10 protein-coding genes are annotated in these 15,862 nt (G+C 43.3%); 2 read left to right on the top strand and 8 right to left on the bottom strand.

The window, feature by feature from the left end; all coding sequences use genetic code 11:
• Positions 1-9: 9 nt before the first annotated feature.
• The 8 genes from GJQ68_RS03055 to GJQ68_RS03020 form a co-directional block, all read right to left on the bottom strand.
• The gene (locus tag GJQ68_RS03055; RefSeq protein ID WP_162415847.1) at positions 10-795 is read right to left on the bottom strand and encodes a PP2C family protein-serine/threonine phosphatase; all 786 of its coding nucleotides are present in this window, start codon (positions 793-795) and stop codon (positions 10-12) included.
• Positions 785-2,116 (bottom strand): TolC family protein, encoded by a 1,332-nt coding sequence (locus GJQ68_RS03050; RefSeq protein ID WP_162415846.1) that lies wholly within the window; start codon positions 2,114-2,116, stop codon positions 785-787. Before GJQ68_RS03050 ends, GJQ68_RS03055 begins: the two co-directional genes overlap by 11 nt.
• The gene (locus tag GJQ68_RS03045) at positions 2,113-3,339 is read right to left on the bottom strand and encodes an HlyD family secretion protein (RefSeq protein ID WP_162415845.1); all 1,227 of its coding nucleotides are present in this window, start codon (positions 3,337-3,339) and stop codon (positions 2,113-2,115) included. Before GJQ68_RS03045 ends, GJQ68_RS03050 begins: the two co-directional genes overlap by 4 nt.
• Entirely contained in the window at positions 3,296-5,722 is a 2,427-nt protein-coding gene (locus tag GJQ68_RS03040; protein WP_162415844.1) for an ABC transporter transmembrane domain-containing protein, read from the bottom strand. Before GJQ68_RS03040 ends, GJQ68_RS03045 begins: the two co-directional genes overlap by 44 nt.
• Positions 5,715-6,941: a serine/threonine protein kinase gene (locus GJQ68_RS03035; RefSeq protein WP_162415843.1), complete on the bottom strand. Its 1,227-nt coding sequence runs from the start codon at positions 6,939-6,941 to the stop codon at positions 5,715-5,717. Before GJQ68_RS03035 ends, GJQ68_RS03040 begins: the two co-directional genes overlap by 8 nt.
• A 116-nt stretch (positions 6,942-7,057) precedes the next feature.
• On the bottom strand, positions 7,058-7,216 hold the full coding sequence (locus tag GJQ68_RS03030; protein ID WP_162340581.1) for a hypothetical protein: 159 nt from the start codon (positions 7,214-7,216) through the stop codon (positions 7,058-7,060).
• Between the two features lie 674 nt (positions 7,217-7,890).
• The gene (locus GJQ68_RS03025; protein WP_162415842.1) at positions 7,891-8,610 is read right to left on the bottom strand and encodes an outer membrane beta-barrel protein; all 720 of its coding nucleotides are present in this window, start codon (positions 8,608-8,610) and stop codon (positions 7,891-7,893) included.
• 276 nt (positions 8,611-8,886) lie between these two features.
• Positions 8,887-10,302, bottom strand: coding sequence for a sulfatase-like hydrolase/transferase (locus tag GJQ68_RS03020; protein ID WP_162415841.1), 1,416 nt, complete (start codon positions 10,300-10,302; stop codon positions 8,887-8,889).
• Between the two features lie 441 nt (positions 10,303-10,743).
• On the opposite strand from GJQ68_RS03020, the gene GJQ68_RS03015 reads away from it, so the two are divergent.
• Positions 10,744-14,181 (top strand): SusC/RagA family TonB-linked outer membrane protein, encoded by a 3,438-nt coding sequence (locus GJQ68_RS03015; protein WP_235941019.1) that lies wholly within the window; start codon positions 10,744-10,746, stop codon positions 14,179-14,181.
• Between the two features lie 16 nt (positions 14,182-14,197).
• Positions 14,198-15,778, top strand: coding sequence for a SusD/RagB family nutrient-binding outer membrane lipoprotein (locus tag GJQ68_RS03010; protein ID WP_162415840.1), 1,581 nt, complete (start codon positions 14,198-14,200; stop codon positions 15,776-15,778).
• The last annotated feature ends 84 nt before the right edge of the window (positions 15,779-15,862 follow it).

Here is a 15,862-nt window from a genome sequence, read left to right as displayed (position 1 = left end):
AGGATTGTTTTAATCTCCATCGCTATTTGCACGTTTGATTTTTATCAGGATCATGGAAAAATTGTCATGGGTTTTCCCCATGCAATGGTCCAGGATTTTTTCTTTGATCCTTTCTGGCTCCTCTTTTTTTACAAGCCATTTACTTATGTGCTTATCTGTGAGCTTTTCTAATAAACCGTCCGTACAGAGCAAAAAGTAATCATCTTTTCGGATATCGCTAATAACTTTCAATTCAGGAATGCGCTCTGATTTCGCTGTTCCCAAGGTTTTGGTAATAACGTTTCTCTTAGGGTGGTGACGGGTTTCTTCTACGGTTAATAGTCCTTGCTCTACCAATCTGTTTACATAGGAATGGTCCCAGGTTTGGTAAAGGATTTCACCATCCCTGACCTGAAAGATTCTCGAGTCCCCCATCCAGGCAAGAGTTGCCCCCGCCTGATGAAAACTAACGGTGGTCAGGGTGGTTTTCATTCCCTTACTTTCGGGGTGCTTGTTTTCATAGGCCATCATTTTTTCCCTCGCAAATGTAACGGCATTTTGCATGAACCGAGCATCGTGAAAGCTATTGGGATGATGATTAAAGTATTCGGCCATGGAATGGCAGGCAATCTCGGAGGCGATTTCTCCGGAAGGCGCACCGCCTACTCCATCACAACAAATAAAGGACTGGAATTCATCGGACAGGCACTCCTCATTGGGAAAAACGTAATCCTCATTAGTTGGCTTTTCACCAATTTCGCTGAAGGAAACGGCTGGTAGCAGATCGATTGAGCTGTACAAGGGTTTAAATTTCATCGATTAATTCTAATAGTACGTTGCTGAAATACAAGGTTAATTTTGATTGTAAAAAAGCAGCATTGGATTGGTTCAGGATATCTCTGGCTGTCAGGAGTTCTACTGAACTGATTTTCCCCAGCCTGTATTTTTCTTCCTGTAGGGAGTAGGATAATTTGTTTTTTTCCCAGGCTTTGCGGGTGATTTTATACAGTTCTCTGGAAGTGTCAAAGTCATTGATTAATTGAAGGGTAACAGAGGTGATGGCGTTCTCTGTCTCCGCCATTGCTAATTTGCTGTTATGCAATTTGATTTTTTCCTGTTTCACCTGATTGGCATTTCCCATTTGAGTGAAAACCGGGATGCTGAGGTTAAAGCTCAGGTATTGGCCCAGATTATTTTGGATTTGCCTGGGTAATATAAGTTCCCCGTTTTGATCGTTTCCTAAATTTACGTTGTAATTGGAAAAAACACTACCTCCTATGCGTAAGGTTGGAAAAAAACTGCGATTGGCACCTTTTAATAACATTTCCGATACCTGATTCTGTGCCTTTGCCTGTTGTAATTCCGGATGGTGCTGACCTACATGCCGGAGGATTTCTTCCCTATAAATGGGTTTGAAGTAAATTTGTTCCACTTCAGCGGTATCCACAGGTGCCAGGGTAAAATCGGTGTCATAGCTTAGGTTTAACAATTCCCTGATTTGCTGCAAAACCAATGTCGATTCATTTTTTACTTTTATGAATTCCGCTTTCTCCGTACTAACCCTGGCTTCGAAAGTGTAGGCTTCGTATTCCGAAAGTCTTCCTATTTTGATCTTTTCATAGATGATCTCCAATTCATTTTCCAGGGTGCTAATATTGTTTTGAATCACTTTTATTTGTTCTTCCAGCAGGATTTGATCCGCATACAGTTGAGTCAATTTAGTGAGCAATGCCAGCTCAGCTGATTTTTTGGCGTATTGGCTTTCCTGAACACCGAATTCCTGTTCTTTGATGGCAAGTAGGTTTTTGAAACCTGAGAATAGGGTCATGCGTAAACTGAGCCCCATTTCCCCTCCGCTAAATTGCTCAAATGCAAAGGAATTGGTCACCGGATCAATGTTTTTTCCAAAGGAAAAACAATGATTCATGTCATAGGTCAAAGAAGGTAACAGTTGATATTGAGCGGTCGATTTTTCAATTTCTTGAATTCGGACATCATTATGCATCTTTTGAAGGTTCAGGTTTTGATTGATGCCTATCCTAAAGCAGTCTTCCAGGGAAAGAACCGTTTGTCCCTGAACCTGCAGGCTCAGCGTCCCTATCCATAAAATTGTCAGGATCGTTTTTTTTACATTCATGAGCCGTCGATTTTATTGAATATTTTCTTGATAAATACCTGGTAAATGGACATCCTGTTAAGGATAATTTCACCCCTTACCGCATATCCCGGCCTAAGGGTCAAATCGCTACTTTCAGGGAGTTTGATATGTGCATAGTATAGTTCGTTTTCTTTCCTTTCCGCAATAAAATCCAGTGTGCCTTCCAGCGTTCCAAAGTCATATTGGTTAAATGCATCCAATTTTAGCCTGGCCCTCAAGCCTTTTTCTAGAAAGGGGAGTTCTTTTTCGGGGACAGATACTTTTGCGTAATAGTTGGAGGTTTCCGGGGCGATGCTTACCAAAAGGTCTCCTTTCAGGATCAGGTTACTGGAAAGCTTGGTGTTAAACAGGAAATTGACTGTCCCTTTTTCGCTGGCAGTAATGTATTGCAAGGCGAGGTCTTTGGTGAGCTGCGTATGGGTGGCCTCCGCTTGTTTGATTTGGTTTTCCAATTCTATTTCGGTTTGGTGTAGCGTGTTAAGGTTTTCTTCCAGCTCCAATTTTCCAAGTATCAGCTCGTTTTCCATTTTCTCATAGGCGTTTCTTGCCAACTGTTTTTCTCCGCCGTAGGTCACGCTTTCGTCTTCAAGTTGTACGATGCTTTCTTTCAATGACAAGTAGGTGTCCCTGGCATCATTGAATTCATATTTGCTTAACATGTTCTTATGGTACAAAATAGAATCCCCTTCGTACTTTTCTTTGGCGGATTGTAAACGGCTGTTCATCAGCTCAGCCTGATAGGCTGTCATCTCCATGTGGCGTTCCAGAAGTTGGGTGTCCAGTGCCAGTTTTTGTGAAGAAATCCGGGTGCTGCTGGCATAGGTATTTAACTTTGTTCTCAGGCTGGACCTCAACTCCGAGATGGTTTTGGCCCTGGCTTTCAGGTAGGCCAGTTCATTTTCTATTTGGTTTTTTTGGGCTTCCAATTCCCGGTTTTTGATGATGACCAGGGTATCTCCTGCATCTACCGACTGCCCTTCTCTGGTCAGAATGGCTTGCAATTGTCCATCAAATGGCGCTTTCAGGTCTTTCTGAGGGTTTTCTGCAATGATTTCACCCTCGCTAATGGTAACCGACTCATTGATTTTGATGGTGAAAAACAAAACCAAAACCATGAGGGTAATGAAAATAAGACTTCTGAAAAACCAAATGGTAAATTTATGCTCCCTGATACTGTAACTGTAGTTGTTCGATACTTCCATTTTTTACGATCAGTTTTTTGGTAAATTCAACATGTTCCAGTGGCTCATGGGAAATAATGATAAAGGAACGGTTTTCCTCTTTATTGATGTAGTTCTCAATTTTTTCTCTGGATTCCCGGTCAATACCGGATAAGGTTTCATCCAAAATGATCAATTCTGCTTTGGATAAAAAAGCCCGCATGAGCAATATTTTCTTCCGCTGACCGGTAGATAAGTTTCGACCCTGCTCATTGATAATAAAATCCAGCCCCTCCGTTTTCTCTGAAATGAACTCATAAAATCCCAGTTCTTTTGCCAATTCCAGCACCTTGCTTGTATGGATGTCGTATTGAAACGCCATATTATAGCCCAGGGTGTCATTGAAAAGGATGTCTTCATTGCTTACCAGCAGGATTTTTTTTCGAATGGATCCCTGTTGGTAAAAGGAAAATTTCTCTCCATTCAGGAAAATCTCACCTGATTCTGGTGGATAAAGCAGCGATAACACCTTACAGAAGGTACTTTTGCCGGTTCCATTGCGACCCTCCATGTGAATTTTCTCCCCCTTGAAAATCGTAATATTCAGGTCACTAAAAATCGGTTTGTGAGGCAGGTAACTGAATCCTACTTGTTGAAATTCAATGGATTCTATCTGATCAATTTTGATCTTTTGGTGGATGGCTTTAGGTTCCGGTTGGCCTGCCTTACTAAAATCAAAATACCTGCGAAGGATGATCTCATTTTCCTGAATGTCCAGGCTTTCGTCCAAAATGCCCCTTACTGCTGAAAAGACTTGTGAAGAAAATGCAATATAGGTGATGATCTGACCCGCTGTGATGTCCTGGTATAAAATGGCACTTCTGGATAAAAATAGCATGATCATGGCGGAAGCTATGGCAATCACCATATGAATCACTCCCGAGTTTAACAGGGCGACATACCTCACCCTTTTTTGAATCGCCAGTATTTGTTTAATCTTCGGTATCAGCCTTTGTAAAAATACCGTTTCCATCCTGAATGATTTGATGACCTGAAGCCCATCAATATTTTCAAAAAGTGCGGAAAATAAATTTGATTTTTCGAAAAAACGCCGGTTTTCGTTCGACCTGATATGGGGGGTGATTAAGTAAAACCATATGATAAAGATAACCAATACAGCCACTACTATGAGGGTGACTTTCCAGTGTATGGCAAACATCAGTGCCAAAGCGGCTATACTGACAAAAGCGTCAATCAGTATTCTTGTAAAAAATTTAATAAAGAATGACTTTAACTTGAGACTGTCTTTGATTCGTTCCGTAAGATCTCCGCGGCTGAAAGTCTGGATATAGCGGATGGGTAGCATATTCAGCTTCTCTGCAAAAGAAGTCAGAAAATAGTTATCGAAAATATTTCCCAAGTGAATGGCAATGTATTTTTTATAAATGCCGATCATCAGGTTAAAAATCTTGAAAAACATCAAACCAAATGCAAAAAACAGTAGCAGGTTCAGGTCCTTGTCCGGGAGCACATGGTCGATCAAAACCTGACTTTTGAACAGGGTAAACTGGCTGAAAAAAGAAACTAAGATCGCAGTAACAATATAAATACTCCATAGCCTGTGGAAAGGTTTCATTTCCTTAAATAGCCGGAAATAGGGATTTTTAGATCGTTCGTCGGTGGCTTTTGCTTCTGTTGAAATCTGTACCCCAGCCCCCTTTTTAATGGTGAGGACTACAGGTACTTTTAACCTGATTTTTGAAGATTTGATTTTCATTGCCCGGAACTGCTTGGGCAACATGCTCAGGTCCTGATGGAAAAGTAAATCTGCCAGAAAATCCTTTTCAGCAGCCTCATTGGCAAATCCAAAATTCTTTTTCAGGTAAGAAAAGTAAGTCAGTTTATTGATTATGGTGTCTTTGTCCATCTCCTCCACCTTATCCGCAGAAATACCATAGGGTTCCAGTTCCTGGGAAACTATTTGTTCGATGAGGTCATGATTATTTACAAAATCATAATTGACACTGGCATAATGGGCACGGTGCATCAATTCTGAAAATGACCACCGATAGCTTTGTCCGTCTGCAGGATCCAGAATTTTTAGCTTTTTGTTTTTCAAGCCCTGGATTACCACAAAATGTAATCCTTTCCTGTTTTTAATGGATAGGATGCAGGGAGTAGCGTCTTTGATCTTTTGGGTATCAAATTTAAGGCTGTTGACATCCAGCAGGTTGAATTTTACATCAAAAGATTGATTTGAAAAGAAATCCTTGATGTCGTGAAGGCTGGAACCCGTTTCTGAGATGAAAATATTATCTTCAATGTATTCCCTGCCTACAGGAATATGGTGCAGATTGTAGATAATCTTTGCTGCGCTGATGCCACAATCGTTGTGCTTGAGTTGTTGTTCATTCACACTACGCATAGTATTTTTTTTCTTGTCCTGCCTTTACGATTGCTGTTCGTTTAAAATTGGCCAATAAATCTCCTGCATCCCGGTACCTTTGTTCAGGATTTTTGGAAACACAGCGGGAGATGATATCTTTCAATTCAGGGTTTAATTCCCTTTTCCAAACGGTTTTCTCCGGAACAATGAAATCGTCGTTTTTTATGTTATGGGACAAATCCTCCCATATAAATCCTTTAAAGGGCTCATTTCTAAAAAAAATAAAATACATGACCAGGCCTAATTGATAGACATCCGAATAGTAATCAGGGAATTTGGTGAATTTATTAATGGTGGTAGTATTGATCCGTTCGGGAGGCATGTAGTACATCACGCCACCTTTTTTAACCGTTTCCGAAGCCGGGTGATCATGGGTAAGGGCCAGACCTAGGTCGATGATTTTTACATTTTGTTTTTCACCCACCATTATATTCGAAGGATGAATGTCCCCATGTATTATTTTGGCCGAATGTAGTTGGGCAAATCCCTTTAAAATTTCAAATACCAATCCATAGGCCTCATTTTCTGTCAATAGGGGATGGTGCCTTAGAAACCTGGGCAAGCTTTCTCCATCTATCCATTCCATGACGATATAGGCATATTCATTGCCTACCTGCTCAAAATGATAAGCCCTACATAAGCTATTTACCCTTTCGCCTTTGCACAACAAATTGTATTCGTGCTTGAATTGGGAAAGTTCTTTTTGAAATTGTTTTGGGTTTTCTGTCTTTTTGCTACTCAATAATTTAATGACATACGTTTGAAGTCCCCCACTTTTACGAACCTTATAGAGGTCCACAAATTTTTTATTGGATATTAAATGAAGGATGTCAAAAACCCCTAACGTATCACCTGCCTCAAAATAGGGTAACCTGGGCTGTGGATTCTCGGCTGCCTTTTCACTCACTAAGAAGCTTCTTTTCTTAAAAATTTTAAAAATGGTTTCGCAATGTGCCATTAAGTTGTTTTTCTCCGTTCCCAGTTCCCCTGCAACCTCATCAATTACCTCGTCCAACGTTTTAGGTGAACTAAATTTCTCAAGGAAATACCTTACACTGGAATTGATTAAAAAACCTTTTTTTAGATGGCCTGCAGTGATTACATGATGATTTTCTTTGAAGCGTTCAGGACACAATTCCCGATTGTATTCCATAGGGGAAATGATATGCAGGCTTTTTGAAATCTGGTATTTTTCCATTTTGGGGCTATTTTGATGTAGTTGGTTTCCAGAAGTATAATTTTGACACTCCGCATTGAAAAAGAAAGATGACCCGGCTAGGATCAACCTGCCAGGCCATCTTTGCTTAACTTGGATTAAGAACTGGAAGAACTTTCAGAGCTCACAGAGCTCAAAGAACTTTCAGAGCTTTCGGAGCTTTCACCACTCATAGAGCTGGCACTGCTACCTGCTGCTACGATTTCATTGATGTTTTCTCCTTTCAATTCAGACATGAATTTTTCTAAAGTAATCATGATGATAAAATTTAGGTTAATTGGCTACTCTGTTATGTAGGGTTTTCACCGTACCCCTCCAGGTACCATGGTCTGGTTTTTACAAAACTTATTGGTGGGTTTTATGCTAGCTGCCAATAAGTCATTGTACTGAGTAATCGAAGCCGAGGTATTATTTGTAACTATTATTTAACAAAAAATTAATATTAGCTCCTGATATAGGGCGAATTGGGTCCAGTATTTTGTTGTAAAAATCAATTTCATTTTGAAAAAGGATTAAAAAATTAGCTTTTTTATGCCGTTCATTTACATTTTAAAAAAATACGGAAAAAACACCTTGATTTTGGGGCTTAACGGCTGGATATTTTAAATCCTACAGAGGGTTAAAAATGTAAATTGGTCTTTATTGGCTAATGGTCGATTTCAAAAAACGCCTTATTTTTTCCAATCGTCCGTATTTAGCCCAAAGCCGATAAACAGGCCGGTGTACGAACTCCAGTAACCCTTGAGGTCTTCCCGACCTCGAGGGTTTTGATTCGTGTCCGTTCGGCGAGGAGACCGTCGGGGTTTTGGAAACCCCAACGGTCAATGTCTGTAACCGTTGAGGTCATCGGGACCTCGACGGTTTTTTCGTGTACGCTCTGCATCAAAGTAAATTTGTCTATAATAGCTAATGGTTGATTTCAAAAAGTGCCTTATTTTTTCCAATTGTCCGTATTTAGCCCAAAGCCGATAAACAGGCCGGTGTACGAGCTCCTGCTGCTGCCAGCTACCCTTACTTCAGGTTCGCCGGGTCTGGAAGTAGTTTGTACCATTTCATCTGTCACCCTTAGTCCCTGTTGATGCCTGATACCTACCATAAAGTAGTTTTTGTTTCTGGTATACCTTTTTATACCTGCCTCAAGCCTGAGCCCCAGACCATAGGGGCTGACTTGGTTTACATCCCTGTTAAAGTTGTCTTGAAGCTCGTTAAAAGCGGTACTTGGGTTTCTGATCTCCTGGGGAAGCAGTGTGAAGCCAACGGATGGCTGCAAATAAAAGCCATATTTTTCTTTCTCAATAGTGTATCTGGCTCCTAAAGCAAAGGTGGGCATTTCATAGTTGGTAGGACCGAGATAGGTAAACCCACCACTTCCAAAATCGCCGGAATTCCTCACTGCCATGGACCTGACAAATAATTCCGCCTGGGTAACGAGCTGCCAATGGTCTGATAAACGGGTAAGGGCTCCCAAACCAAGGTGATAACTCAATTGGTTATAAGGTTCGTTTTGAGACTGGATATTAGAAGGGCTTGTTTCAAAATCCATATAGGAAAGGGAAGGCCCTCCATATACTTCTAACCTTATTTGAGCTGAAGAATGCAGGCTAACGATAAAACAACCTATGAAAAGTAATAAATGTAGTTTTTTGAACATGGAAATATAATTTAAAATCCATAAATAAATACATCACCTAATATCCATAGAAACGTTAGTTTAAAGAAATTTTTTAACATATTTTATAGTTTGTTTTGGTAAATGGGGCCCGGAATAACCCTTGAGGTCTTCGGGACCTCGAGGGTTTTTTCGTGCACTCGCTGCAGAAAGACCGTCGGGGTTTTGGAAACCCCAACGGTCAATGGCTTTAACCGTTGAGGTCTTCGGGACCTCGACGGTTTTTTCGAGTACACACTGTGAAAAGCCATTCCTTTATCAATTTTCATCCATTTCCCGCTCCCAGCGATCTCGCGATTGCTTTAGCTCACGGAGGATTGCCGGAAAATCACCTTTCAGGTCCCGGCTTTCGGCCAGGTCCTGCTCCAGATTATACAAACTTAGAGTGCCAGCGCTTCGGTCTTCCAGGAGTTTCCAGGGGCCCCTCCTCACCGCAATGGCTTCCGGAGTTCTCCAGAAAAGGGTTCGTTCGGACATTTTTCCACCGGAGGTCAGGACGGGTAGCAGGCTTTGTCCGTCCAGTCGGTCCGGTCCTTCCAGGTCGGGCAGCGGCTGACCCGTCAACGCCAAAAAGGTGGGCAAAAGGTCAAAGGTGGCCAGGGTTTCGTGAGACTGACTCCCCGCTGGAATTTTTCCAGGCCACCAGGCAATGGCCGGTACCCGGTGTCCACCTTCGTATAGGTCTGATTTTTCACCCCGCAGCAGGCCATTGGATCCCACGACAGGCCAGGTATCGCCCTGGTAGTCCAGGTATTGCCCATTATCCGAGGTAAAAAACAACAGGGTGTTTTGATCCAGCCCTTCCGATTTAAGATAAGCGAGCAGCTTGCCGACGTTCTGGTCCAGTGCTTCGATCATGCTTACCAGTACTTCGGGAACTTCTTCAGGTGCGTGTGGGCCCAATTTACTGGCAGGTCCGGGAAGGCTGGAGGTGTAATCAACGCCTTCCTTACGGGTTTCCAACCGGGCATCTGCTGGTGACTGCCAGGGAAAATGGACCCCTAAATGGGCCAGGTACAGGAAAAACGGTTGCCCTTTGTTTTCGGCTATAAATTGAATTCCATTGTCGGTGATGACATCCGTGGTGTATCCTTCCTGGAAAGCCAGGCGTTCATTTCTCCACCAGTCCGGATAGCCAAAGCGATCCAATTTGGAGAAGTAGTCCCCATCGCCCGAAGTCAGACCTCGGAAGGTGTCAAAACCAAAATTCCGGGGATTGGCATCCGGGTGGTTGCCGAGGTGCCATTTGCCAAAAAAAGCGGTGGCATAACCGGCTTTCTTCAGGTAATCCGCCATTGTCGGTGTAGCATACAGGTCCTCCCGGGCAATTCCCTTTATGGCTCCAATCCCTTTTTCCTGCCAATCTCCCGGTAGGGGATCCTCTATACCGAGCCGCTGCTGATACCTTCCGGTCAATAGGGCCGCACGGGTAGGAGAGCACATGGCACCATTGCTATGAAAGTCGGTAAAAAGCACGCCTTCTTTTGCCAGACGATTAAGGTGAGGGGTGTGGGCTTGCCCGCCATAAAAGCCCCCCAAATCCCCATAGCCCAGGTCATCTGCCAGAATGACGATAATATTGGGAGCCGAACCTTTAGGAAGCTGATCTTGGGCATTACCCGGATTCAGCCAGAGAAGCAGGCTGATCAGGCATAACACTATCTTAATATTCATTTAGGAATGTGTTTTACTTAGTATACCTGCCTGATAGCGTATTGGGCCATTTGCCAGGGGAGTGGTATGGCTTTCTTCTCAGTTCTGACTCCTGCTGTAGCTAAGGGATGGCTTAGATTCCCGAAACCCCGCTACCATCGGCGTTGGAGGAGCATGAGGTGGACCGGTTTTTATTGAATTTTCGGAGAATTAAACAGACTATATGCTGCCATTTACAGATTTTACTTTGGATTTTAAAAAAATACTGGTTATCAAAATAAAAAATTTAGGTAACTTCTGGATTAAGACAAAAAAAATTATAAAATTGAACTTCTAAATTAATTAATCTAATTTTATACCTCACAAAAAAATACGATTGCCTATGTAACAAAGAAACCGACAGTCACCTTATTATATCGGATTGTCAAAAATTAAGTAACCATTTTATCAAAATGTTCATGTATGGCAAATGCTTACCTGAACCTGACCAATCAAAAAATGAAGAATGAGAAAAAACTACTAGAAAAAACCGTTGGAATAAAGAGAACAATCTTCGTTTTATTTCAAGGTATTGCGCTGTCCTGTTTGTTGGCAAGCCAAACCCTGGCAAATACCAGCCTGGGTACTGCTTCGGCAGTGGAATCAATTGCAGTGGAGGCGCAGGTGACAGGAACGGTCACAGATGATAACGGTGAGCCGATGCCGGGAGTAACCATCACCGTACAAGGTTCATCCACGGGAACGGTTACGGATATCAATGGAGAGTACATCCTTGACGCTCCGGAAGGTGCCACGCTGGTATTTTCTTTCATTGGTTTCGAAACCCAAACCATCCGAGTAGGAAACCAAAGTAGCATTGATGTGACCATGCAGGAAGACGTCGAAAGCCTGGATGAGGTTGTGGTGACTGCTTTCGGTCAGGAAAGAGATCGAAGAGCCTTGGGTTACGCCACCTCTACCATTAAATCAGACGAGCTGGTCAAAGTGGGAACTCCCAATTTGGCGACGGCCCTTTATGGAAAGGCACCGGGCGTTCGGATTCAGGCGGGAGCTGGGGGAGCTACCTCCGCAGTAAACATTACTATCCGGGGAATCAATTCCATCACCGGTAGAAACCAGCCTCTGATTATTTTGGATGGTATCCCTATCCGAAACGAGGAAGTAAACAATAACAATTACTGGGGCGATCAGCGACTCAGGGGAAATGGCTTGCTAGATATTAACCCTGAAGACATTGCCGATATTTCCATATTAAAAGGAGCCTCAGCCGCTGCCTTGTATGGATCAGAGGCGGTGAATGGGGTGGTCCTGATCACCACCAAAAAAGGAAATACGAAAGGGTTTAAAGTAGATTTCAATGCCAATTATGCTATGGATAGAATCGCTTACCTTCCCCGTTATCAGAATGTAAGAGGTCCGGGAGCCCCTCTACATGTAGAGGGACTTAGTTGGGCAAACGGCGGCGTGAATGAAGATGGTTTTTTTATTTACGACGATGGATCTAGAGGGCTTCCTGCCACAAATATCAATTATGGTGCTCCTTTCGATGGGCAACCTGCTATGGCTTGGGATGGGGAGATGAGGCCTTATGTAGCTCAAGAGGATAATTATTCAGCTTTATTCAACGATCCCATCAGCTCCCAGGTAAACGTGGCCATCTCCAACTCCACCGATGTGGCTGATTTTCGTTTTTCCCTTACCAGGCAGGACAATGAAGCGTTGAGTTTGAATTCGAAAAATAGCAAAAATATTGCCAATTTGAATGCCACATTCCGGGTTACCAAAAAGATAAAAACGGATCTAATGATCAATTATATCAATCAAAATACATCTAATCGACCGTATTCTGTAGACCGATTGATCAATAATTTTGGAGGGATGATGACCCGTTTTGACAACGGTGCCTGGTACCTGGACAAATACAAAACCAGTAGGGGCTACCGATTTGTTACCGGAAACGGACAAAGCCTGACACCTGATGAGAACATCACCAGAAACGGTTTTCAAGGTGCGATAGCCGATTATGTGTGGCGTGTAAACGAACAAAGGGCATCCGAGTTGAGCAATAGGGTGATTGGTAGCATTACCAATACCTTTTCGTTAACGGATGAATTGAGTCTGAGAACCAGGATTTCTACCGATTTTACTTACCGGGAAAATGAAAATAAGAGTTCTACTACCCGGCCCCTGGCTTTTGGTCCTTCGGGAGGGTTTAGCATGTCCAATGAGATCTTTAGTATTTTGTACGGGGATGTGTTCCTGTATTACGACAAGAAAATTACGGACGATGTAACCCTTAGCGCCACCGCCGGCTATACAGCGGACAAGGAAAGTTTCTCCTCGATATCCAGAGGTACAAATGGAGGCTTAAGCACGGAGAATTTATTTGACGTAGTGGCTTCGGTCAACCTGCCCAATAACGGATCCAGGAGAACCTCAAGGGTCATCGACGCTGCACTTGGTACTTTAAACCTGAATTATAAAGGATTCTTATATGTAGAAGGAACTGTACGAAGGGACCGTACTTCCACCATGAATCCGGACAATAATTCCTTTATTTATCCTTCAGCCAATACCAGTTTCATCCTATCGGATGCCATTGAACTGCCTTCCTGGATCAGTGCTTCCAAGATAAGAGGTTCCTGGGGTATTGTGGGTAATTATCCGGACGTGTACCGGGCCAATATTGCCTACAATCAAAATACGCTCGGAGTTCAACAGCCGGGTGGAGCTCCTGTACTGTATACCAATATCTCCAGTAGTTTTGGAAACGACGGTATTCGTCCGGAGCAGAAGCATGAATTTGAATTTGGAACGGACAGTCAGTTCTTTAATGGCAGATTGTCGTTCGAATTTTCATACTACAATGCGCAGATCCGGGATCAGATTTTACCTTTGACCTTGCCAGCTACCTCTGGGGCCACGTCCGTACTGGCGAATATTGGTACCCTGAGAAACAAAGGGATTGAGGTCGCTTTGAGCGGAACCCTTTACCAGGCTCATGGATTAAATTGGGTGGCAGGTGTTAATTTTGCCCGTAATATGAACGTGGTAGAAAAACTAGCGAATAACGCTACCGAATTAATGCATGCAAACTACGATGGAAACGCTGCTCATCTACGATCCGTGGTAGGTCGTCCCATGGGAGATTTCTTTGTTCCTCCAGTAGAGACCAATGCCAATGGAGAAAAAATTGTTCAGCCCAATGGCATGTATAAAATTGATCCCAATGAATGGATCGTGGCAGGTAATGCCATGCCCAAGGCAGTGGGTGGTATTTTCAACAACCTGAACTACAAGAATTTCTCGTTGCAAGTATTGGCAGATTTCCAGATTGGTGGCCATGTGATGCCTACCGGAGTCAACTGGATGATTAGTAGGGGATTGACTGAGGAAAGCTTAAACAACATGAATGCAGAAAGAGGCGGATTGTCTTATTACATTAACGCCGACGGACAGGGGGTACAAACTACCAGCCCTCAAGGCCCGAACGGAGAAACGGTGTATGATGACGGCATGCTTATGGATGGCGTTACAGCAGATGGAAATCCGAATACCAATGTCATTTCGCAGGCCCTGTACTACCAGCGAACCTATAACTGGGGAGGTCCGCAATACAGCCAGGCCAGGTACGAGCTATACGTCAAGGAAAACACCTACCTGAAGCTACGCGAACTTTCTCTAGGGTATGATGTGCCTTCTACCTTCGCAGAGCGATTGGGAGCCAACAGCATCAATGTTTCTGCCTTTGGAAGAAATTTGTTCTTCTTTTATCGAAATATCAAGGACCTGGATCCGGAGGTGTTGACAGGTGGTTCAAGATGGTCACAGACCCTTACCAATGCAGGTACCAACCCTGCTACCAGAACCGTAGGTTTAATGCTTAGGGCAAGTTTCTAAATAAAATCAAAGCATCATGAAAAATAAAATAGTATTACTGACCTTGGTAGCACTTACCAGCCTGGCAGGTTGTAAATACTCCGAGTTTGAGGAGAATTACACCGATCCTTCCAAGGTTTCGGAAACCTCCGTTGAGAAGCAATTTACCGGTTTTATGATTGCCAACCGGGAATATGTACTTCCCAGTTATTGGAATTATTTTGTGGTTTTGAGGATTACGCTTAACCGCTACACCCAGGCCATTGGCTGGGTCAATGAGGAGAACCAGTATGTTCCCGGATCGGCCGCCATCAATGATCGCTGGAATAATTACTACCAGTTTTTGGCGCAGTACCGGGAATTAGAGAAAGTGTATGCTGGCTTGAGTGATCAGAACAAGCAGGATAACCGGGTCTTTATGATTACGGCAGCTGCTTATCTATACGATCATACTCAGAAAGTCGTGGACCTGCATGGGGCCATCCCCTTTTCGGATGCAGGGATGCTCAGTACCAATGGTGGCGATTATTCTGAATCCTATCCTACTTACGACGAGCCCGAAGCCATTTATACTAAAATGTTGGACGATCTGGCTGGATTTGCGGACGAGTTGAGAACCATGGAAATCAATCCGGGTATATTAACAGGATTTGAATCTCAGGATTTGATAAACCGCGGTGATATTGACATGTGGTTAAAATACATTAATTCGCTACGGATTCGAATGCTGACCAGGGTTAGTGATACACCCACCTTCTCTGATCGTGCGGCATCCGAAATCAATGCGATTTTGTCTAATCCTGTCAATTATCCCATCGTAACTTCCAACGATGAGAACATCACCTTTCGTATTCATGAATTGGGAACCCTCATAGGTGCAACTGGTTTTCAAAGTGGTTTGGAAGATTGGGATGGGAATGTGGCTGGTAAAGCAGTGCTGGATCACATGTTAAATAACGATGATCCACGGCTTACCTATGTGTTTGAGCCGGGTGAAGATGCCGAAGGAGAGTTTCTGACGCTGGATCCATTGCTTAGTGGTGCAGAACAGAACGAGTTGATCGGCTCAAATACCATGGCCATCTACAACCGTACCACTCTAAGCCGAAACCAGTATTTCCCGGGTATGTTAATAAACGCCAGCCAGATTCACTTTATGGCTGCCGAATACTACCTGAAAGAGGGACAAGATGCGCAGGCGAAAGAACATTATGAAATGGGGGTCCGGGAATCCATTCATTATTACGAAATGCTTCGAGGCATGAGTAATAACTTGATTTCTCCCGAGCCAATTCCCATCACAGAAGCTGGCATCGATACCTATTTGGCCGATGCGGATATCAGTTGGGATGCGGCTGCCGGAGATATGGAGAAGATGAGGCTTATCGCCGAACAAAAATGGCTTCATTTCAACGTGGTGCAACCCAACGAAAACTGGGCCGAGTTGAGACGAATCGAAATGCCGGATTTGGTGTTCTGGGAAGACCAGTCCAATCAGCAAAGTCTTCCTCCCAACAGGTGGATATACCCTGGTTCCGAGCAAACTTACAACACGGAGAATTACCAGCAGGTAGCTCCTGAGGACAACCTTTCCAGAACCTTGTTTTGGGATAATTAATTAGGAAATCGGTTTTAATAAGAAGTTAAGAGGGCACCCACCGGGTGCCCTTTTTTAATTATTAAAAATGGAAAATGAAAAGGC

This window comes from Cyclobacterium roseum (assembly GCF_010119225.1).
Classification (GTDB): domain Bacteria; phylum Bacteroidota; class Bacteroidia; order Cytophagales; family Cyclobacteriaceae; genus Cyclobacterium; species Cyclobacterium roseum.
The sequence above is the reverse complement of the archived record's forward strand: the minus strand, read 5'-3'. Positions and strand labels throughout refer to the sequence as shown.